Annotated in this window: 12 protein-coding genes and 1 tRNA gene; 6 read left to right on the top strand and 7 right to left on the bottom strand. The window is 56.7% G+C overall.

Going from position 1 to position 21,693, the window contains the following annotated elements:
- Positions 1–347 precede the first annotated feature (347 nt).
- The 3 genes from NZK35_RS23140 to NZK35_RS23130 all read left to right on the top strand — a co-directional run bounded on the left by NZK35_RS23140 (position 348) and on the right by NZK35_RS23130 (position 6,328).
- Complete coding sequence (locus tag NZK35_RS23140) at positions 348–815, top strand: hypothetical protein (RefSeq protein ID WP_259634897.1); 468 nt, start codon at positions 348–350, stop codon at positions 813–815.
- A 433-nt stretch (positions 816–1,248) separates the two neighbouring features.
- Positions 1,249–5,142, top strand: a complete 3,894-nt coding sequence (locus NZK35_RS23135) for an SIR2 family NAD-dependent protein deacylase (RefSeq protein WP_259634896.1) — start codon at positions 1,249–1,251, stop codon at positions 5,140–5,142.
- Between the two features lie 589 nt (positions 5,143–5,731).
- Positions 5,732–6,328 (top strand): S1/P1 nuclease, encoded by a 597-nt coding sequence (locus NZK35_RS23130; RefSeq protein ID WP_259634895.1) that lies wholly within the window; start codon positions 5,732–5,734, stop codon positions 6,326–6,328.
- 46 nt (positions 6,329–6,374) lie between these two features.
- On the opposite strand, the gene NZK35_RS23125 is transcribed toward NZK35_RS23130, so the two are convergent.
- The 3 genes from NZK35_RS23125 to NZK35_RS23115 form a co-directional block, all read right to left on the bottom strand.
- Positions 6,375–7,076 carry a hypothetical protein gene (locus NZK35_RS23125; protein WP_259634894.1) on the bottom strand — a complete coding sequence of 234 codons (702 nt, stop codon included), beginning with the start codon at positions 7,074–7,076 and terminating at the stop codon, positions 6,375–6,377.
- A 4-nt stretch (positions 7,077–7,080) separates the two neighbouring features.
- The gene (locus NZK35_RS23120; RefSeq protein WP_259634893.1) at positions 7,081–7,758 is read right to left on the bottom strand and encodes a PEP-CTERM sorting domain-containing protein; all 678 of its coding nucleotides are present in this window, start codon (positions 7,756–7,758) and stop codon (positions 7,081–7,083) included.
- Between the two features lie 165 nt (positions 7,759–7,923).
- Positions 7,924–8,226 carry a thermonuclease family protein gene (locus tag NZK35_RS23115; protein WP_259634892.1) on the bottom strand — a complete coding sequence of 101 codons (303 nt, stop codon included), beginning with the start codon at positions 8,224–8,226 and terminating at the stop codon, positions 7,924–7,926.
- A 4-nt stretch (positions 8,227–8,230) separates the two neighbouring features.
- On the opposite strand from NZK35_RS23115, the gene NZK35_RS23110 reads away from it, so the two are divergent.
- Complete coding sequence (locus NZK35_RS23110; RefSeq protein ID WP_259634891.1) at positions 8,231–8,356, top strand: hypothetical protein; 126 nt, start codon at positions 8,231–8,233, stop codon at positions 8,354–8,356.
- Between the two features lie 1,259 nt (positions 8,357–9,615).
- On the opposite strand, the gene NZK35_RS23105 is transcribed toward NZK35_RS23110, so the two are convergent.
- The 4 genes from NZK35_RS23105 to NZK35_RS23090 form a co-directional block, all read right to left on the bottom strand.
- Positions 9,616–10,113 carry a hypothetical protein gene (locus NZK35_RS23105; protein ID WP_259634890.1) on the bottom strand — a complete coding sequence of 166 codons (498 nt, stop codon included), beginning with the start codon at positions 10,111–10,113 and terminating at the stop codon, positions 9,616–9,618.
- Positions 10,114–10,807: 694 nt separating this feature from the next.
- Positions 10,808–11,992 (bottom strand): tyrosine-type recombinase/integrase, encoded by a 1,185-nt coding sequence (locus NZK35_RS23100; RefSeq protein WP_259634889.1) that lies wholly within the window; start codon positions 11,990–11,992, stop codon positions 10,808–10,810.
- A 118-nt stretch (positions 11,993–12,110) separates the two neighbouring features.
- Positions 12,111–12,184 (bottom strand) — tRNA-Pro (locus NZK35_RS23095).
- 336 nt (positions 12,185–12,520) lie between these two features.
- Positions 12,521–14,122, bottom strand: a complete 1,602-nt coding sequence (locus NZK35_RS23090) for a methyltransferase regulatory domain-containing protein (RefSeq protein WP_259634888.1) — start codon at positions 14,120–14,122, stop codon at positions 12,521–12,523.
- A 733-nt stretch (positions 14,123–14,855) separates the two neighbouring features.
- Between NZK35_RS23090 and NZK35_RS23085 the strand changes: the two genes are divergently transcribed.
- Positions 14,856–20,243, top strand: a complete 5,388-nt coding sequence (locus NZK35_RS23085) for a carboxypeptidase-like regulatory domain-containing protein (RefSeq protein WP_259634887.1) — start codon at positions 14,856–14,858, stop codon at positions 20,241–20,243.
- Positions 20,244–20,570: 327 nt separating this feature from the next.
- Positions 20,571–21,581 carry a hypothetical protein gene (locus NZK35_RS23080; protein ID WP_259634886.1) on the top strand — a complete coding sequence of 337 codons (1,011 nt, stop codon included), beginning with the start codon at positions 20,571–20,573 and terminating at the stop codon, positions 21,579–21,581.
- Positions 21,582–21,693: the final 112 nt, after the last annotated feature.

Below are 21,693 nucleotides of genomic sequence, written 5' to 3'. Positions count from 1 at the left end.
CTTCGCGAATTTCGCGCGGCGGGATGTTTGACCGATCTGTGAGGTCTGGGGTTGTTGAGACTGCTGCGTCGCCATGGCACCAGCCAAATGAACAATGAAGGTACAGCCACGCACGGCCATGGGAAAGGACCACTCTGATTCACCCCATTGATTGTCATCGCAGTCAGGCCATTGGTGTTCAAGTTGCGATACCAGGCATCTTGCTCCCGAAAACGTGCCAAAACTCTACCGGGCTGTCAGGCTCGCCAGACGCTTCACCCGAGCGTTTTGCCGCGGCGCTGCACCCATCCGACTACGTCCTCGGCGGGCACCGGCCACAACGCTTGTGGGAGATCCACAGGCGGCTGTTGCACGGCATCGGCTACGGCGTTCGACTGACGGCACTGGATTTCATGATGGACATCGGCCTGCCAGTCGTGAAGCCGGACATCGTGCTGACGAAGCTGATGGTCCACTGGGCCTGGCTCCAGTCGTACTACAACGATGTGCCGGACGACCTGACCGAGGACGACCTCCGCGGCAACGGCCAGTACGCCGCCCGCTACCGCTACGACAAGCCGTTCATGTACCGGCGGGTGATCGACCTGTCGCGGGAAATCGTCGCACGAGTTGCGCGGGAAGTGCTCCGCGGCGACATTGGATGCGTCACCAGCAATCCAATCCGGGAGTTCGATCTGATCCTCAACAAGTTCGCCCAGAAGTCGGATTGGGAATTTGGGATTGAACGGACGCTGTTCGATGGAAAAACCCCGAGTCGAAGATGCCAGGATCAGTCCCGGTGCACCAGCGTGGCAGCTATCGAATTTTCTTCATGAGACATGGTGGTAGGAAGCATTGCAAGTTGTCTCAACGCGAGACAAACGAGCGAGGGTGGCGCCGTAGCGTCTGGCCCCGTTTGCCCTACTCCTTCGACGCAGATGTTCCCATCAGCAATTGCCTGCCAGTCATGGCACAATCTTCGATTGTGACAAAAATTGTTCTTTCTCGTGAGATCCCGCCCCTCCAACTCAGTTTAGGGCAAGTTGGGGACACCGGATGGTAGCAACATTGATTTGATCGCGACCACACGCATGGATAAATCCCACATTTTCGTGGTCGGGACGAGCTTTGTGTCGAAGAATCTTACAATGTCCCGCTCTTTATGCTGATGAAAAAGTCGATGGCGGATGACGATCGCCCAATAAGTTGGAAGCACCCGGACATCAAAATCCAAGAATCTGTTTCTTCAGCACGATGGAAACGACATCTATGAACGGCCCAATCACCAATCACTTGCATGAACTTCGTGACAAACTACATGACCGAAGGGGAGCGAAGGCATCCGTTTTGGTTGGATCCGGATTCAGTCGTAACGCGGTGCCGAAGTTTGGCACGAGTCGCAGTTTTCCGCTGTGGGAAGATTTGACGAAGCGGATCGTATCCCGCCTCTACCGAGATCCGAATGAAGCGCGTGAACGGTTGGTGACGGCGGGGGCGATCAGCTCGGCGCTGAGGCTGGCCCAAGAGTTTGAGACGCAGTTTCGTCGTCCAGCCCTTATTGAGTTGGTTCGCGAAGCAACATCCGATGACGGCTTTGATCCATCTGATGTTCATGAATCGCTCGTCGATCTACCATGGGCCGACATTTTTACTACGAACTACGATCGACTTATCGAGCGTGCAACGTGTTCTCGCACTACTGAGCGGCTTCGTCGTAATCAGTATAGTTTAGTGACAAACGAGGCAGACATTCCCGGGGCTCGTAAGCCGCGCATTGTTAAGCTGCACGGGACGTTGCCTGACTTAACCGATTTGGTTCTTACAGAAGAAGACTTTCGTCGCTACGAAGCAACTCACCCGCTTTTTGTTAACGCTGTTCGAGCTTCACTTTCTGAGAATACGCTGTGTCTTATTGGTTTCTCAGGCGACGACCCAAATTTCCTGGCGTGGTCAGGCTGGATCCGCGACACACTCGGATCCGCGACACCCAATATTCTGTTTTTCTGTGGCAATCCACTTGCGGACTTTCAAACCCGACTACTGCTAGAACGCAATATCACACCAGTCCCCCTCACGACGACATTTGGTCAATCGAAATACCGAGAGTCATTGCGATATCTTTTTGATTTTCTTGAGCAAGATCCATCAACTGCAACAGTGCCGTGGAATCGTCCCCCGAGCCTTGTGTCCATCGACGCGGCGAATTCGCATCCATTTAAGGAGAGCTCAGGTTTTAGGAATACCGATCTTGTTGCCAATGCTTTGCAATGGCGTCGCAATCGAATGGAATATCGCGGCTGGAAGGTTCTCCATGCACGAGCTGCGCGAACACTTGGGAGTGGCACGGAGATGGTCGTGCAAAAAGCGATGAACACTGGCTTCAAAAAACTTTCCGAGGAACAACGTCTACTTTTTGTGTCAGAGGCCTTGTGGCGATTGTCGACATGCCGACACACGATTACCCACAACTTCGCGTCCAGAACTGTCTGGCCTTTGCTGGACAACATCAGTCTAAAACGTTACGAACCCGACGACGTGAAAGAGTGCTTTGAATTCAAGCATGAATCGAAGTCTACCAGCATTCGCAAATCGGAATTGCGTCGTGCGGTTGTCCAAGTTCGTTGTGAAATGGCTCGCCATGCCCGTGAGGTGGGCGATGACGAGCGTTTCGCGACACTTTGTGAACAAGTTCGTTGCGATCGGATCGCGACGGAAGACGACCGGCACTTTATCGAGCATCAACGTATTCTTCTTGCGATATCACAACTTCGATCGAACGACGCCAGGCAATCGTTGCAATCTTGGGACACCAAATCAGCATCGCCAGTGTGGACGATTCGGAAGTGCGGGCTGCTCATGGAACTGGCGATGATTGAGGAAGCGGCCGTTTTGATTACGCGACTGGTTGACGGGTTGAACAAACAACAGTTGGTTGGGGAGTTTTGTTACGAGCCAATTTCGATTGAGGGCATGGCCTTGAACCTAATGATCTACGTCAATTGGTGGCGTAAGTCCGATAGGTCGAGGAATCCGAAATCGGACGTAGCTGATGAGCGGGGCACGGTTTCAATCGACCGAAGCAGCGAAAGTCGTTCAGCCGATTCGGTTAAGAGTTATCTGGAACGCGGTGAGGAAGAAAATGCCGAATTGGCTCAACGGAGTAGCGAACACGTTCATGACGGTGATCTGGAACTGAGACTTCATGAATTAAAACCGTTCGGTTGCGACTGTCGCGATGAGTTGCGAGAAATTCGTGATCTGCTTAAATTTGCTTCAAAAACACATGTACCGCCTGGCGATACTGACGGATTTGAACTTGGATTTGTGGAGCCTGAAGACGCCAGTCACGACGATCAGCTAGTGCGGGAATGCGAGTCGGCCATTCGTTTTATCGAAGATGTGGGACTTCCTATTACAATTCATGACACTGTGCTGCTGAATGTCCTTGAAAGCGTTGTAGAGACGGCTTCAAAGACGATCGGCAACAACTCGCTCGATCGCGCGTCGGGGCTTGTTTGCCGGAGTCTCAACAAGCGACTGGCCGAGGCCTTTTTTGATCGATCAACACTATCCAGGATGAATGACCAGCAAGTTCATTCAGTCTTCGATCGCTCTCTTGCGGACTTTAGGGTCGCGTTAAAAAGAACATTGGTTCCATGCGAAGAACGCAATTTCGAGAATCAGTGGCACGAACGAAGAGTTGTGTTCAATGCAACGCTGCTTTCTCAGCTTGTCGTTCGAATTGACGATTCGAGAACTAAAGAGCTTGCAAAAATTGCTTTTCCGTTGACGGGAGAACCTCAGGTATGGGTGCGTCCGGGAATCAATGGAACTATCAAGATTCTCATCCGGCGTTTGGCTGGGTGCTTAGACAAGGCAACTGCCGCGGATTGGCTATTGCAGATCTTGGCGTTGCCAGTCGCCTTCGATCCAAACGCGAAATTTGACCGACCTGCACCGAATAGCTGGTATGACCCAACAGAAGTGCTCGCCGAGAATGCTGTAAACGTAGTGGACAAGCGAAAGCTAAACGAATCGTTGGCTCCGCTTATCCAAATGATTAGAACGGCCGAACCAAGACACCGGAAGAATCTTGTCCTCAGGGTTGTCAGCCTATGGTCCGAAGGACTGCTGGATTCAGATCAGCAAAGCATGTTTCGAGATGCGTTGTTCGAAAAAGTTGATGAGCAGGGCTTTCCGAAGGATACAGGCTGTTTTAATTCACTCATCCTAGGGCTGCCCAAAGCAGATGCCGTGGACGAGGATAAACTCTACCGTGAAGCCTATCTGTTGCGTGAGGATGCCGCAGATCTTTCGTACTGGGCCAACGTGGCGAGATCTTCTAATCATGGGCGTTCCACGAAAAACGCACGACGCTCGATCTCCTGGTCCGCAGATGAGTTGATTAAACTGCTTGCTCGGACAGAGTCCTGGGTTGATTCGGTGAAAGCGGCCATAGAAGAACAGCGTAACACGTCTAGCGTTTTCCTAGACATGGCACACAACGGTCCACGCGCAAGGCGACTGGCCCTTCGCGAGTGGCAACTATTCGTTTCGGAAACAGTTCTGGGGGCCACCGAACTTGAAAAGTCAGTTTTAGATGAAGCGGAAAAACAAATCCGATCCGTGTCCGAAGCTGGCTTCTGTGTTGTTCGCCTTGTTCCATGGCAGGTTCAGCATAAGTTGATGACACCGCGAGAGGGAGAGCGGTTGCTGCGTGAGGCATTTGTTTCGACTGACCCTGATATTGCCTGGCAAGCCTGTTCTGGGATCGTTCGCTGGGCCGAGTTGGCATCGCACGGTAGTCTTAAGAGGGCAAGGTCGCTTGAAAATCTTCTCGCTACATCGATCACACTTTTGTCGGAGCCGAATTTAACCCTTCATATCAATGCGATGTCGGAGCTATTGGACGTTACCGACTGGGATCTAACTCAAGAAGAAATCGCCGGACTTAGAACCACAATTAATCGGTTGGCAAGTGAGACACGGTACGACCTCGAGTCTCAGACGAGCGTTGAGCGTAGGGTGAGTATTCGTGTCTATGGGGCACGTCTCGCAAAGGAGCTCTTGAAGAAGAACCTTTTGGTGAACGAGGCCAAGAGTTTTCTTGAAGAAATAAAGCAAGACTGCTTTACGGAAACGCGCCGTGAGGCGTCCATCTAGTCAGGTCATTCTCGCTTGTCTTCCTACGCGCGGAATCATCGACCGGACGATCGCGGAAAACGCTTTCAAAATATTCTAGCAGACGGAAAGCCGTGATATGCGTCCGCGGCAGAATAACGACCCGAGCCAGCAACCGTGGACAGTTAAGGTGCGTTCGGCAAGCGGTCTGAAATGCGAGTGCCGAAGGCCGCGCAGGGAGGTACAAGGGGAGTCGATGTGGCGGCACTTCAATCACCTCGCAAAAACCGCATCGTCAATCGGTTGCGGCATCTACGGCGTCCGGAGTACGAACGCGATGATGCACCGGTTGGAGGAGTTGAAGTCCCATTCGCAGGTTGGATGCATGGACCTTCACCCAGTGTTGGACGTTGGCCAACGAATTGCTTGTGAGCGACACCGTCGGACCGATCCAGCCCATTCAGCGTCCGAAGCAATTCGACATCCAGTATCAAACGGACCATTTGCGAGGTGGGATTGGCCAGGCTCCGAGGCACGGACGATGATCGCCCGACGTGGCACTACCAGTTGGGCGCGACACTCGTGCTGGGCGACGAGAAGCCACCAGATGCTCCAGGACCGCTCCCGGCTGATGCGACGATGGAAAACAGAAGATCTCTGCATCGGCCAAGCAGCAACGCTCTGCGTGCGTGTGTTCCGGGATGAGTCACAGCCGAAGTCAGAACGGGCCGTCGCACTCTGTTGGATCCTGCACCTGTTTGCCGACGGGCACCAACCCTGTCACGCGGGCTCGCTGTACGCTCCATGCTTCGACGACGGTGACCGCGGTGCAAACGGGATTCGACTTGGCGGCGGTGGCAACCTCCACGCGGCGTGGGATCGTCTTCTTGGCAACCGTGCGAGCGCCGGTGACGTTCGGCGGCGTGTGGCTGAACTTGGAGACGTTAGAAGCAAACTGGCGTCAGAAGCGAAGCAGGGCGGCGAAAAGTGGTTGTTGCCGGAAACGTGGCTTACGGAATCACGGGAGTACGGCCGCAGTCATGTTTACACCGACGAAGTGACCGGCCCGGTGATTGCGGCGTCCCGTGGGGCGACGGCGAGATTGCCGAAACTCAAACTTTCAGCGGACTACTTCGTGGCGGAGGGGAAAGTGGCGCGAATGCAGGCAAAGCGGGCGGCGTATCGAGTCGCTTCGGTACTTACGGTAGATAGCGAGTCGGTCCAGTGAGGACGGCAACGCCGGGTACTTTTACGACGGTCGTTTCCGCGTCAGATTACCGGATGGATAGACAAAGCGGCGAACGCTTGCGGCGTCCACAAACGATTAATCCCAACGCGGCGATGCCGAAGATGTAGAGCGATTCTGGTTCGGGAACTGCACTTACAGTCAAAGATTGCAAATCAACGACGACTTCGGTGAACAGCAGTGGATTTTGGGTTGAGATGTCGACTCGCTGAAGCGAGAAATCGGCCTGCCCCGAAAAGTCATCAAGATTAAGTTTCGAGAAGTCCGGGGTTTGGGAACTAAACGGGCTAAGTCCACTTCCAGCCCCGATTAAAAATGAGAAGTTGTCGTAAACAGCGTCGTTCCCCACCTGGCGATAAGCATTGATCCGCCCCGTTGCTGCATTGACTAAGAAATAAGAATACGAAACTTGATTGCCGACAGCTTCAATCTGGCCAAATCGCATTTCCGGAACCGCATTGGGGTAGAAAGCCTCATTCGGGCTTGGACGCGTGTCCGGGCCTTGCGGAGAAAAGAAGAAGACACCATTGATGATGTCACCCACGACAAACGGCAGAAGTGAACCATCGGTGACAGTGCCGCCGACACTTCGAACTCTCCCCGAGTACTCAAAGAGGACACCGGCCTTCGCAGTGCCAATTGCCAGAACCAGGGTTGCTACAGCGATGCAGATAAGCCGATCTAAACTGGGCATATTTATTTGATTTTCGGGTGGATCGCTCGTATTCAAGCTACTAGCGTGCCCAGCGTCGGCGACGGACACTCAAGGTTGCTAGTCCCATGACGCCGAAGATGGCGAGGGACGTTGGCTCGGGGACGGGGTTGACGGGACGAAAACTGATGTCGTCCAACGCGAAGTCGTTGCCACCGCCAGGAAAACCGATTTCATCACCGACTTCGTAAATCTGAATCAGGGCAGAAGTACTTGCACCAGAATTCCAAGTAGTTGAAAACTGTTCCCAAACTGCCGTTGTACTTGGGGCGGTCTGCTTTCCAATCGAAGATCCGTTGATCAAAAAGTCAAGTCGAGAAACGTTCAAATTCCCTGCTATGGCCCAAGTTGATATCCAAGCCGAAAAGTCATAATTAGCATTTGAAATAACCGCCACTGTTTGCGACCAAACCATTAGGTTTGGATTGTCGCCGCGATCAGCATTGACCATCATCATCAAGCCATTACCGGACGTATGATCGCCGTAGCTGGGAGCAGCAAAATGGTACGGATCGGGATCAGTGACGATATTGTATTCGCCGCCATTTAACCCAGGAAATGGCTGTATTGTCGGAGCGTAAACGTATTCAGTCGTGAAACCCGTGTTTCCAGATTCAAAATCGCCGTTGACGATCATGCCCGCCTGAGCCACTCCCGTTGCAGCGACTAGCATCAGCATGCACGCAATTAATCGATTCATCCCCTGCATCACTATCTCTCCCGATGTATCTCTTGTAGTGCCAAGACGCTATCCCTTCGTGACATGATGCGAACAATCTAACCACTCGGCAGTGGGCGAAGTAAGCACGGGGAGGGGTTTTGACAAAAACGCACGCAATTTCATTGTCTGGGGATGCGTCACGTATCACCGCAGTTGATCCCGTTCTTCTTTCGACAACTTCCGCCAATCCCACGGCGCGACGTGACGCGGATCAGACCACAAGCCGCGTTTGGCTTCCCTGGCTTCGCGTTCTGCGTTGGCCAAGTCGGTATCGTCCGGAGCGTATTGCGTGTAATGCCAAGCAAGCCCAGCGGCGACAAGATCGACGCCGAGGCGCTGACCGCCGGCGTAGACCTCGCCAATTGTTCGGCCGTAGCGAATCCTGGCCAAGGAAACGAGCAACGAGGAAGACACCGAGGACGATTGGATTTCCGCAGCGTTGGACATCGGCTTGTCTGAAGCCGACGCCGAAGCGTTGGGCTCACGTTCGGCGTTTGACGCCGTGTTTAAGCTGCATTCACGTCGAATCGGCACCCCCACCGATGGCAAAAGTGGTTCGGTGGACCGAACCGATTAAGTTGTTCGGTGGGATCAGAGTTGTTCGGTGACCGAACAGGTGGTTTGTTACCTACAAGGGTTAAGAGATGAGTGAAGTACGTCGGATCGCGGTGGTGAGTCAGGCGTATCAATTGCAATCGGAGGGCTTGGATGGTCGGAAGTTATTTGAGTGTCGATGGTTGATGGAGGGTCGATATTTTGAGTTTGGGAGGTTGGTGAATGAGTCGGTGGAGGAGATGGGTTTGGACGAGGGGATGGCATGGAAGGGAGTGTCGAAGGAGATGGGATATGGAGGCGATCACTGGGCCCGGGATAGGTATTTAGGATTTTTGAATTGGACCAGTGGCGAGGAGCGTCGTTGTCGCCGTGCGGATGGGGAGGTGAAGGCACCGCGAGTCGGATTCGCTTCGTCCGAAACGATCAGCCAGGCAGTTCGGTGAAACCGCGTGGCAAAGGGAGTTTCTTTTTCAGGACCGATTGCGCGAATTACCTTTGGCATCGCAACGGACCCCAACGCGTCACACGGGATTTGGTTCGTCGGAGATCCGTATACCGACCGCTATCGCCAGCGGACGAAGCGTCTCAAGTCCCAGCCACAATGCGGCAAGAAACGTCACGTACTCTCTGACGCCCAACACATTCCGCCCAGCAATTCCGACAAACGTATCGCTGTCGTCCTTGTTGCAGGCGGACCGCAATAAATGCAATTGAGATCGCGGCGACCTGGAAAAATCGCCGCGGCCTCGTACGCGAGTCCACTAGGATCCTAGATAGGGGTCCCATCGGTTTCCGGGTCAAAAAACCCGACGGCGGCTGGGAATTGGAACTTCGCGATGTGATGCCGCTGCGTCAGAGTCTTCACGGCTCATTGTGTGAACGCGTTCCCGAGTACGGGAAACGGCGGTAGTGAACATCGACCGCACAGGCCGAGGAACCGACTCACCCAGCGGCGAGTCATTCCGGCCGAAACGCAAAGACGCACGATTCTGCTCAGCCAGGTGCCGAGTGTACGCATCAAGGGCGAAGTGATGACAGCTACCAGATGCGTGATCGGCGATTTATCGATGTGCCGAAACATTGTCCCGTTATGAGGACGACGGCTATTTTCGGATGTTGCATTTCGGCAACGATCACTTTAGCTCGGCAACGCCTGCGTCTACGACTTGCGTGGAGGTGAGATAGAGGCTTTGCAAGTTGGTCAGCCCTTTAGGTGCTGCAGTCCGTCGTCGGTGACATTGGTGTCGCTGAGCCAGATGACTCTCGATTTGGCCAGTTTGGTCATTGTTTTTCTGAGCTCGCTACTTGCATAACCGCTGCTACTGATCCGACTAAGGTCGCGATCGCGGACGCCACCATCAAATACGGACTAGTCGAATAGTCGTCGGGAGACGCAAAAGTGACTGCTGATAAAAACACTCCGATCATAGCAAGAACGGTTGCCATTATTGCACCAGTAAGCACTTTCCCCGTCGGAGCAACAAAGGAAGACGTAAAACACCAGACGAACCCGAAAACTCCGCTAGCCATTAGCGGAAAACCATAGTTGTGCACCCAGCCGTTAACTTCATAGGCGTTTGTCAATCGAATTGAAACTTCGCCGAGGATACTGATTAGAATCGTTGCGATTATTGCGGAAGCGGGTGCTGCCACGGGAAGAATGATCCACCGCCACCAACCAGTTGTAGTCGTCCTCGATAAATCGCTAGGCTTGATTTGCTGTTCGCCGATCGCTTCATCGTAATTGCGACCGCCCTCGTTAAATTCTCTGTCGATCAAGATTTGCTTCTTCTCGATTCCAAGTTGTGTGAATTGCTCTCCGCCTTTCACCGATGGAACCCAAACGGATCGCCGAAAATAATTCTTGCGTCTTGCTTCGTATCACTTATTCCGCAAATCGCAAACTGGCATCGCCATTGCCAGCAGAGGAGTTTACTCGACCCAAGTTCCATTCGGGTAACACCAACGGCGAAGAATATCAGTAAATGCGTAGTCGATAGGGAATTGCTGACAACGGATATGGGAAATCAGTTGTAGTGCAAAAAATGCAACGAACGCGATGCTGGATCGAAACGGCGAGTACCGAGGCGGCGAAAACTGGTGATCCCGTGTGCTCGAGTGCACTAGGATTCCGGAAAGGGGTCTCATCACCTGGCGGGTCAAAAAACCCGAAACCTGATCCGGAACTCCATCTCATCGGCGAGGTGGGCGGTGATGAGTTGGTCGCTCGTGGAAGTGCGACGCCCCAGATACGTCACCCCGGGACTCGATTGCTCGACAGCGTGAACGTTGAACTATCACCACGCCGCGGCCGTCTCGTGTGCACTACGGCCACAGAAGCCCGCGCCTACTTGCGACCAGGTGCGAAATGGCCCGGACCGCTGGATCTCAACGTCCAGCGAGTCCATCTCGGGAGCGATGCCATCTTCCGTTGACGAATCTTCATCGGTCGATCGGTGCCCGAATCGTGAGATCAGCCTATCGACGGCGCGACCCAGGCGGCCTCGATGGCTTTGGCTTCTTCCTGCTGCCGGTGCACGTAGCGTTCGGTCATCTTGATCGACTGGTGACTGAGCAAGGCTCGGGCACTCTCGATTCCGATGGCCTCAGCGACGGCCGTGGCGGCTGTGTGACGAAGCTGATACGGGGTCCACCGTTCGATCTCGGCTTTCTCGCAGGCTCGCCGCACGGCACGGTTGAGCGAGTCCTTGGTGAACTTCTCGCCCGGCTTGCGTTTCGGATTGGCCTTACGGTTCGATCCAACGGTATTGCCTTGGCGCGGTTTCGTCTTGCGGTTAGCCGTCCGCTGATCCCGAAACCACTGGGCTGATTCGGCCGGGCTGAAACAAAACGAGTTGGCATCGCGAAGAAGAAAAGGCGTCAGCGCCGCCCTGGCCGCGCCGACGATCGGCACGGACCGAACAACGCCGTGAGACTCGGTCTTATGGTTTGCCGGTCGGTAGAACCACTCCGGGCCACTGCGGTCGATGTCGCATGGACGCATCTCGAAGATTTCCTTGGGCCGCATCCCAGTAGCGACCTGCAACACGATGATCGTCTTTGCGTGCGGCGAAAGGAACTTGGCGGCCGCCTCGACCAGGGCCAGGTCAGCCGGCTGACGCTCCTGGTACTCCTTGGCTTTGGTCTGCCCTCGTTTGAGTGGATCAAGGGTCTCCAGTCGCCGGTACACGTCAACGTCGATCAACTCCCGCGACACGGCGTAGCGGAAGATCCGGACGATGACCCCCACGTACTCGTTGACCGTTTTCCGAGCATTGCCCGTTGCGACCAAGAGATCGCGGACATCGGCGAGTCGACGCGGTCCAAACTCGGCAGCCGGAAGATCGCCGTACTCATCCTCCAGCAGCGTGCAGAGGTGTCGGTATCGGCCAAGCTGTTGCTCCCGCGAATCAATCTCGCGGCGATACTCGGCCGTCACGTTCTCAACCGTGACGACAGAGACGCACTGATGGGTCGGTACGCCATTGCTGACTTTCCGACCATTGGCCAGGTACTTTGACACAAGCGTGTCGTAGCGGGCCTGGGCTTCGGCGGAGCCGTGGGCACCGAGATAGAAGTATCGCCCATCGAGAAAAACACGTGATTGGCCGGAGATGTGGTACTTCATCTCCGGCACCGATCGTTTGGTTCGCGGCATCAGCCGACCCCTTTCGATTTGCATTAATGGTATCGATTACCATTAATTCGTTTGAAAGCGGGTCGCACGTCGCGATGACGGTTACTCTAAGTCGAGTATCGACCGGTGTTTAGAAAAGTCGGGGCGACTAGATTCGAACTAGCGACCTCTACGTCCCGAACGTAGCGCTCTACCAGGCTGAGCCACGCCCCGATGGTGGGATTGTGATGCGGGTTTCTTCGGAAAATCAACTCCTCACGGATCTCTTCGCTCGGTCTGCGTCTGGATTAACGGACCGTCGTAACTCGAGCGAAGGCGTAATATAACCTCGCCCCGCCGAGCTGCAAATACCCACCTGAAAACTCCTCCGACCGCTTTTTGCCGACTCAACGCCGGCGCGTCTGCATTTCGCCGCTGTGAACGGGTTTCCGGTTTCGGGGGGGAAGGGACGCGGTTGCGGGCTGATTTTTCTGCCCTCGATCTTTCTGCCAACGGTCCTGATCGACGATGCAGCTTGGGGTGCGAAACTCTTGGCTTGTTCTGCTACGGTCATACATTGGGCGCGGCGAGTAGGCCGGTTTGGGCGAATCGCTTCAGCTTCTGCTCGACGACGGCGCGGAGTTGCTCTTGGGTGGGGGTGACCGACTGGAGTTCTGTTTTCGGATCCGGCGATTCTGTGTCCGGTGACTCCGCCTGCATCGCGACTCCATAGTCGAGCAGCGCGGCGGCGATTTGATCGATCGTCGCGACGCCGTCCATGCGTTTGATGATCTCGCGCTCGAAGTCGTCCAGCTGGACCGATTCGTGCCGCAGATTGGTCACCCGGCTGTCCTGTTCGGCTTGATGGCGGATCAGTTCGGTTGTCCCCGGCGTGGGGCCGATTTCCACGGTGCAACCGGACGGCGTCGCGTAGAGCGCAACGAGACTGGACGAATACAGTTCCAAAAACGTCTCGTACAACTCATGACGACATTCCTCGACACCAGGGCGTCGCTCGGCCGGAATGGCCTCGCGAGCGATGTCGGCTAGAGCATCGATCGACACGTCACACGGCCAGATCGATGCGAGATGGCGGAACGCGTGGACTTGGATCGGATTGCCGACGGTCAAGGTGCGGCCTGAGGCGTGTTCGAAAACATGCGTGTCGGGTGATTCGTTCTCGCCCTCGGGCTCTTGTTCGGCCAAGGGCGAATTGACGTACAAATGCTTGAGCCGCTCCGGTCCGATGGCTCGATTGAGCTGGACGTCGCAATGGCAGAGCAGTGATTGCCGAAACTTTCGATTGCGAAGAAAGTCCAGATACTGTTCCATCTGCACCAACCCGGGCGCGATCTTCGACAACGTCCCTCGCGTCTCATCACCATACTCGTTCGGAATCATGCTGGCGAATTGAGCTTCGCACATGAACCGTAAACCACTCGCTTCGGCGCGGGAAACGAATTGATGAAAGAAGAGCGGTTCGTTGTAGTCTTCGAGATGTTCGTGATAGATGTAGCTGTCTTCGCTGGCCCGCACGATACTCAATTCTTCATGCAACAGTTTTTCATAAGCGTCTTGATTCCGCTGGACCGCCGAAACGAGAAAATCGACGAGGGCGCGTGACTGATTGATCTTGGTCTGCGTGTCATCGAATCCCGATGCGTGATAACTCATCATTTCCCGTACGCCTCGCCGCAAGTACCAACCCGGGTAGGTGTTGTAGCTGACGTACGCCACCCCATTTTCGGTGAGATGATGGCGACAGACGGATAAGATTTTTTCTTGAACCTCAGGCGGAACCCACGAATAGACTCCGTGGCAGATGATGAAATCGAATTTGCCTTCGGAGGAATCAAATTCGAGGATGTCCTGATGACGGAGCGTGATGTTGGTCAGCGACAGGGCGTCAACGAACGGCTTGCCCTCGTCGATCTGACGCTTCGACGCGTCCAAGCCCAGGAATTCGGAATCGGGGAAACGGGCGGCCATCGGGATCAAGTTGCCTCCGGCGGCACATCCGATCTCCAAGACGCGACACCGCGAAACGTCCGCCGGCTGTAGCGCGAAGAGCTGTGCCAAGGCGGCCAGGTTGCGCGGGTGACTGCTGGCGTACGGATAGCTGGCGTAGGGAAACTCGTCGTAGCTGAATGGTTGCGTGGATTCGGAGGACATGGAGTGCACAAACGTTTGGGTTTGCGGGGACGAGAGGGCGGATGGGAGCGACGGAAAGGCGTCTTGAAGGCGGTCGAGTGTCTGGTGCGGGCGGGAATCAACGGGGAGGGGGATCCCGGGCGTCGATGCGGGATTGACAGGCTGAAAGCCTCTCCCCACTGGTTGGCTGGTGCTTGGTGACGCGCGATCGGTGATCGCTTCGTGGGACCCTCCCCTCGCTTCGCTCGACCCTCCCTGCGAGGGAGGGTGACTTTCATTCCTGGCCTCCCTGCGAGGGAGGGTGACTTTCATTCCTGGCCTCCCTGCGAGGGAGGGTGACTTTCATTCCTGGCCTCCCTGCGAGGGAGGGTGACTTTCATTCCTGGCCTCCCTGCGAGGGAGGGTGACTTTCATTACTTGCCTCCCTGCGAGGGAGGGTGACTTACATTACTTGCCTCCCTGCGAGGGCGGGTGACTGGTTTACTTGAGTTCGCAGGAGCACGGTGCAATCGTTACGTTCGGCAACCTTTCACAGTCAATGGCACGGCGCAAACCGTTCATTCCGTAAAAGCATCTCTGCTTGATGCTTGCGAGCGGACGACGTGCGGAATCGTCGAAGAGAGTATAGCGCTGTGCGTGCGTGTCGCAACGGGCACCGCGCGCAGCAGGCCACCACGCCGAAACGCTACCCACATTGTTCCACGGCACGATGCCAGACGGGACACCCATCTTGATTTGAGCAGAACGGATTATCATGCAACCGAATCAGCAACCGTCGTGGCAGGCAGCGGCAAAGAAGCGGAGTCGCGCGAAATTGGCGCGGGACCTGCGGCGGGCGGCGATCATAATCGGTCTGATCGCTCTAACGGTTGTCCTGGTGTTTCTGTTGTTCCCGCCTTTTTTCGCACCACAAACTCATCTGGTGCTGTTGGGGTCACGCGGCAACGAGGCGTTCAACACGCCGCCGATCGCGTTCGTGGCCGAGGACTTGGAGGCGATCGCATCGATCGCAGAAGCGAAGGTTCGCGATCAGAGCGACGTGTTGCATTCGGCACAAACGGCCAAGAACCTGTCAAACCGATTGGCGGAAGCGGGGATCTCGTCACGCGACAACCTGATCTTGTACATCAATGCGCATGGGGTCACCGACAACGCGTCCGCCTACTTGCTGTGTGATAACTTTGACTTGCGGCAGCCGGATCTGGGACGTGTGTCGGTTGAAACACTGATCGACCAGGTTCGGCAATCGCCCGCGACGACGAAGTTAATCCTGATCAATGCGGGAACGATCGACTATGACCCCGGATTGGGCGTCGTCGGCAACGATTTCCCTCGGCTGTTAAAACAGGCGGTGCATCAATCCAAGGACCCTTCCTTGTGGGTCTATTGTTCACATTCGTCTCTGCAGTACTCGCATGTTTCACGCGCCGCCCGGCGAAGTGTTTTTGGGATGTTTGTCGGCGAAGGGCTCAACGGTGCCGCGGACTTGGATCATGACCAAACGATTCAATTGAGTGAACTGGTCGCGTTCACGTCGGCAAACGTGACCAAGTGGGTCGCTCAAAGCACCGACCGAGGCGCGGAGCAGATTCCGCAACTGATTTGGGGCGGTGGTCAAACTGGACACTCCGATCCCAAACTGCTGACGTTGTTTGAACAAGATCCTGGCAAGGAATTGACGGCCGCGGCGTTGATCATTCCACCCGACGAACTGGCCGGCGGCGGCGGATCGTCCGCGCGTTCGGGCAGAGTCCGCGGGTTGCTACGGCGACAACAGGTCACGTTGACATCGAATCGGATCATCGGCGGCGGCGAGGGGTCGAACGATGTGGCAGACGCGGACGGTGGAACTGCCCCGGAATCGGGCGGTAGCGGACAGCCGGCCGAAGGCGATCTTTCGTCGGCCGATGGTCCAGCCGATGGTCCAGCCGATGACTCCGCAGACGGAACCGAAAGCACCGACAAGTCTGGAGACGCGGGCGATGCGAAATCGAAACCGTCCGAGGCTGATCAGGCGGCCAAGGCGAAGCAACTGCTCACCAAAGCCTGGCGACTGCGTGATGCGGCCTCATTGGCGTGGTCGGCGGCCGATCCGAGTTTCAGTCCGGTCGAAAACAAACCACACCTGTGGCGGGAATTGCAAGCCGAATTGCTGGCCTTTGAACAGCAGCTTCACGGCGGCAAGGGATACGATCCCGAGAAGATTGAATCCACACTCAAAGACACCTTTCCCGCCAAAGCACCGACCGGTCCGGTATCGGCATCGGCATCGAAAGCCACACCGCCGCTGGAATCGTTGTTTGGTCACGCTTCCGAGGACACCGCTTCCCTGTTGGCCGTCCTCGAACCTGAACAGGCTCATAGCCTGGCCCTGGCCCAATCGGCTGCCGTGATTTGCGGCCAATCGTTGGACATCGATGTGAAGGGATTGCAGGCGGCATTGGAGCAAGAAACGCGAGATGCCTTTGACGAGTGGCTGAAAACGCGTTGGCGGCCGAAGTTTTCCGGTACCGTCGAGATGACATTTTTAAAGCGACTGGCCGACTCGCCGGAGCTGGATTGGGATCTGGTTCAAATCGCAGCGTTGACGTGTTTGGCGGGAGAGCGGGTCGCGGCACTGGACCTGTTGTCGCCGGGCTGGATGCGAGTGGACGTCGAGCGGGCTGACCAGTTTCGTTTTTTTGCCGAACAGCTGGTATTTGACCAGGTCGGTTTGCAATGGCCACAGCGTTGCCGGACATTGTTCGAAGACGCCGGAAAAATCTATGCGACCGCGGAGCTTGAATTTGTGGAGGTCCGTCGGGCCGAGCGCGCGTTGGACGTGCTGCTGGCCAAACTGCCGTCGTTGATGCATTGGCATCTGATGTCTCGGTTCGTGCCCGGTCGACGTTCGGTGATCTACAAAGACCTTTCGACGCTGTTGAATCTCGCCGACGAGCTTTCTGGATTGTTGAACCACCCGGGGCAGCCGAGTGTGGCAACGGTGTCGAAGGTCCGGGAGCAATTGGAATCGGTTCAGTCGCGCATGGAAGCCGCCTGTGGCGATGTCGCGGCCGAGCGACTGCTGGCACAAACGACGACACCGGGAGACTCCTATCAAGCCGATCTGTTGCTCAAGACGCCGTTGTTGAGCTCGTCGCTGCGGAAGGATCTGCTGGCAGCGATGGACCAACGGGACCGGCAACTGGCGTCCAATTACGATCTGGCCAACGTCACGATTGACGATGTATCCGCAATGCCGCTGGCCGATGCAATGCCGCTGGCCGATGCAATGCCGCTGGCCGATGCAATGTCACTGGCCGATGCAAGTCGAACGCCTTCGGCAGAAGATTGGCGGTTTCTGTTCGAACAGGCTCAATTGGAATCGCAATACGTTGGACTGTCTCACGTCGAAGGGGTGTCAGCGGACGCGTTTGCGGCAATCACCGCGGCGCGCGAAGTCGACGCGTCATTTCGATCGTTAGAAGGCGTCTATCGGACGATGGACGCGGACGATGCCGCGGACATCTCGGAACTCTGGAACCGACACCTGAAATTCGGTACCGCCCTGCAATCGTTTTACCGCTCAGCGGCGGAACTCGATGGTGCGTTGTCACCCTGTGCCGTGTCACCGGCGGCATCCCGCATGGCGATCCGACTGTTGCGGATGCTCGATCCGCGTGATGCGTGGCAGTTGGACAATGTTGACGTGAACTCACTGTCCTTGGCGACACAACTTCGCTCGACCATTCGGTGGCAGGCCGAACGTCTCGAACAGATGTCGACCTACCGCGATGGACATCAATCGGCGACGTTCGCCGGCTGGGCAGATCATTACCGAGCCCAATCCGAACGACTCTGCCGCGTCTCGGCCCCGACCGCCGAACCGACGCGAATCAAGATCTCGGCCCCCGCGACGGTTGACCTGCAATACCGCGACTGGCAACAGTTGATTCTGGGGCTTGAAAACCCGAGCGACCGTGAGGTATCGATCACGGTCTCGTTGCAATACGAAGGGAAGTTGGTCGACGTGATCAATGTTGCCTCAAGCGAATCGAACGATTCGGCGTCTGGCGGCCGATCGATTCGACCCGAGTTCTTCGACACCCCGTCACAATTCGGAACCTGGAGGTCAAAGCCGATCACCATCGCGGCGACGGGTTCGGTGACCTTGCCCATCAAGATCGTCCGCCGCGACCATGCGTCGGAAACGACAAAGCTGGTGGTGGACGTGTACGAGCGATCCGAGTTGACGCGTGCGGAATCCAAGCCGCCCGTTCTGCTGACGCGGCGGTCGCTTGACGTGATGTTGCCGGTCGCCGAAGTCTACGTCGGGCGCGGCGCGGCGTCGTTCGTGACGGATGTCGAGGGAGTGGAACTGTTGCCGCACCCCAATCGGCTGGAGAAGTTTCGGTTCGGTGTCGTCAATCATGCTTCGCGGACCAAACAGATTTCGATGCGTTGTTATGCCTTGGGTCAAGCCTTGATCGGCCCGCTGCCAGCGGATCCGAGCAAGTTGCTGATCGGTGCGTTGCCGCTAGCCAGTTTTGACGTGTGGGTTCCCGGCGACGGCCAACCGGCGTTCCCCAGCGCCGGGGATGCGGAACCGGGCGATGACAAAGAAGCCGATGGGAAAGACGCCACACCGAAGCAGGACGATGCGGCCAAAGAAGAGGAAGCCGAACCGATCGAATCGACGGACTTGCCTCACGGAATGCTGGTCGAATTGAGCGATCGCGACAGCGGGCAATCGACCTATCGTCACGTCCGCTTTGCGATCCAGCGTCCTCGTCGGTTCGTCTCACCGCGTGTCGGCTTTGACACCAAGAAGCAGCAGATCACCGTGGAAGTCAGCGCGGTTGACCCGAGTCGGTTGCCCGAGGGGGCTCCGGTCCGTGTCGAGTGCCGATTGGCCGACGACCGAAGCGGCCGCGCCAGGGGAAAGCTGCAAGGGATGATCACTCGCGCGAGTCCGACCACGAATCTGTTCATCGCGACGACGACACCGCCGCCGAATGTCGCGCGGGTCTACATCGACGTCGACGGTTATCCGCGGTCGTTCATCTTTGATGTCCCTTGTGGCAAGCACTTGACGAATGTCCCGGAAGTCACCGATTCGATCGATCTGCGGATGACGACGTCGTCGAAGGGTGGGATCCTGGGGGCGACGAAATCGATTCCCGTAGCGGTTCAGATCGATGCACCGGTTGGGTCGTTCGAGAACGGGCGAGATCACTTGAACCTCGGGATTGATCTGGATGGGTCGGGCGTGCCGCACCCCGAGGACAGCGTTCGATTGACGACCGATCGCGGGGTGATGATCGGGTTTGTCCAATCGACGCCCGACGGCACCATCGAACTGACCAATGTCGTTTCGGACCACCTGATCGATCTGCCGGCGGAGCGACTGGAGAATCTGCTGATCGATGTCGCGGCCAGTTTGACGATCAACGACAAAATCCAATCGTTCCGCAAGATTGAGTTGTTGATTGACACCGCGGCGCCGGTCGTCGGTCCGGTGACTCGAACCGACGGATTGAGTTTTGCAGCGGTCAACAGCCAAGTGGATCTGGAGGTTTGGGCCTGGGATGAGGGATCGGACGTGACGAAGGTGGAGGCCGCCTTTGACGTCGATGGAAACGGCGAGTTTCCCGTGGCGGGAAACATTTTCACGGCCTCGCGGACGTCCGATCGACAGTGGATCTTGACCGTCGACTCGGGAGCCGACGCGGGCAAGAAATCGCTGCTGGTGCGGGGTGTGGATCGTGTCGGGAACGAAAGCGATCCGGTGGCGGTCGAAATGGAAATCGTTTCGCCGACCGAAAGCAACAAGCGTGTCAAACAGCAGACCGTGAATCTGGTGGGAACGATTCAATTTCGAGAGAAAAATGTGCCGGACGCGGAAGTGGTTTTGACGCCCACTGCGGAGGATCCGGCCGTGGCCCCGGATGCCGTCAGCCCGGATGCTGCCGCGTCGGCTGCGTCGGGAGTGTCCGTCCGTTCGACGGAGAATGGTGCGTACGTGATTGGCGGGGTTTCACCGGGCAGTTATCGGTTGGCCGCACGCGCGGTGATTCGCAATCGCGTCCATCGCATTGAGCAAGACGTCGAAGTGACGGTCGGGCCGGAGCGGACGCTGCGAGTGGACGTGACGCTGCCGTAGCGTGGGTGAATCAGGCCCGGACGCTGAAGCGAACCGGCTGAGACCAAACGATCATCAGCCGTTTGGCGCCAGCCTACGGGCTCAAACTTCTGGACACCGACGTTTTTTTATTCGACGCCCGCCCGCAAACTTTCTGTAGTTCGCTTAAACGTCGTCAACGGAATGACCGATACAGTGGGGTGTGCGTGGCTATCGATGCGCCCCGGTGCCCCCCGGACGCGAACGCCGCTGCCACACCGTGGAGCCCGGCAGGGACTTCTTGACCGTTGAGGTCCAATCCTACAAACGTGTTAGCAAGGCGCGATTCATTTTTCGTTAAAGAGACAAATGACCTACAGTCGCAACCGCATTTCGATAGGGATCTGCTTTATCGCAATGGTGTCCTGCGTGGGTTGTGCGTCGGTTCCGCCGGCGGCCCCCGCCCCTGCACCCCCGACATCGGCTCAAGCCGGGGCGACGACGATCGTTGCGGTTGCTCCGCCGGCCGCCGCGCCCGGCATGACGCTGCCACAGTTCTTAGGGTTGGACGTCGTGTTCGCGGGTGTCCGCACCGTCGGGCAACGGGTTCGCAATCGATTGGGAACCCGGTTTCCCGGTCTGGAGGCGAAACCGCCGATCAAGTCGATCACGGATCCGGCCAATTTGGGACCCGACGCCAGCCCGGCAGAGAAAGCGGCCGCGGAGGCGAAGATGGAAGACGACAAGGCGCCCCAGAAAGCCAAAGCGATTAACTATCTGGCAAGTCGTGGATGCGGGGAATGCTATCCGGATACTGAAATGGCGATGCTTGCGGCACTGGAAGACTGCAGCGAGGACATCCGTTATGCGGCGGTCCGGGGTCTGCGAAGTGTGAGCGGTGATGCGTGCAAGTGCTGTCGCGAGAACAGTTGCTGTTCGCCGAAATTATTAAAAAAGCTCTATGAGATCGCTTACGAGCGCGACGATTCGGGGTGCTTTTTGGAATCGTCGGCAAGGGTTCGCCGCAACGCCCGCCTAGTGATCTGTGACTGCGGCGGCGTGCCATCGCTGGACGGTGAAGGCCTGCCGATCGAAGGCCCGACGTCGCCCGACGCGGTTCCCACGCCGGCCGGCGAGATTACTCCGGCGGTCGCGACGACGACCACGTCATCCGATGCCAACGGCGACGCGACGGCAGTCGAATCCCCCGTCGCGGTCGTCGGCCATACGACCGACGCGGATTCCGAAACGGTTCCCTCGACCGCCACCGCGGGCTTCTTGTTGCCTGAAAGTTTTGACCCGACGCTGGAATCCGACGACGATTCGGTTCGACGCGAGCGGGCTGTCGATTTCGTCGATGTTCCGAATCCAATGCCATGATGATAGCCCGATGCGTGAGCGAGGAACGTTGCGTGGCCCCTTGCTAACGCATGCGGGCTTCAATCGACAGCCCGCGAGTAACGTTCCCTTCGGACGACGAGCCCCACGGACG

The sequence above is a fragment of the Stieleria sedimenti genome, from assembly GCF_025060895.1.
GTDB lineage: Bacteria > Planctomycetota > Planctomycetia > Pirellulales > Pirellulaceae > Stieleria > Stieleria sedimenti.
Note: the sequence above shows the minus strand (reverse complement) of the source record. Positions and strands in the feature narration are given on the sequence as shown.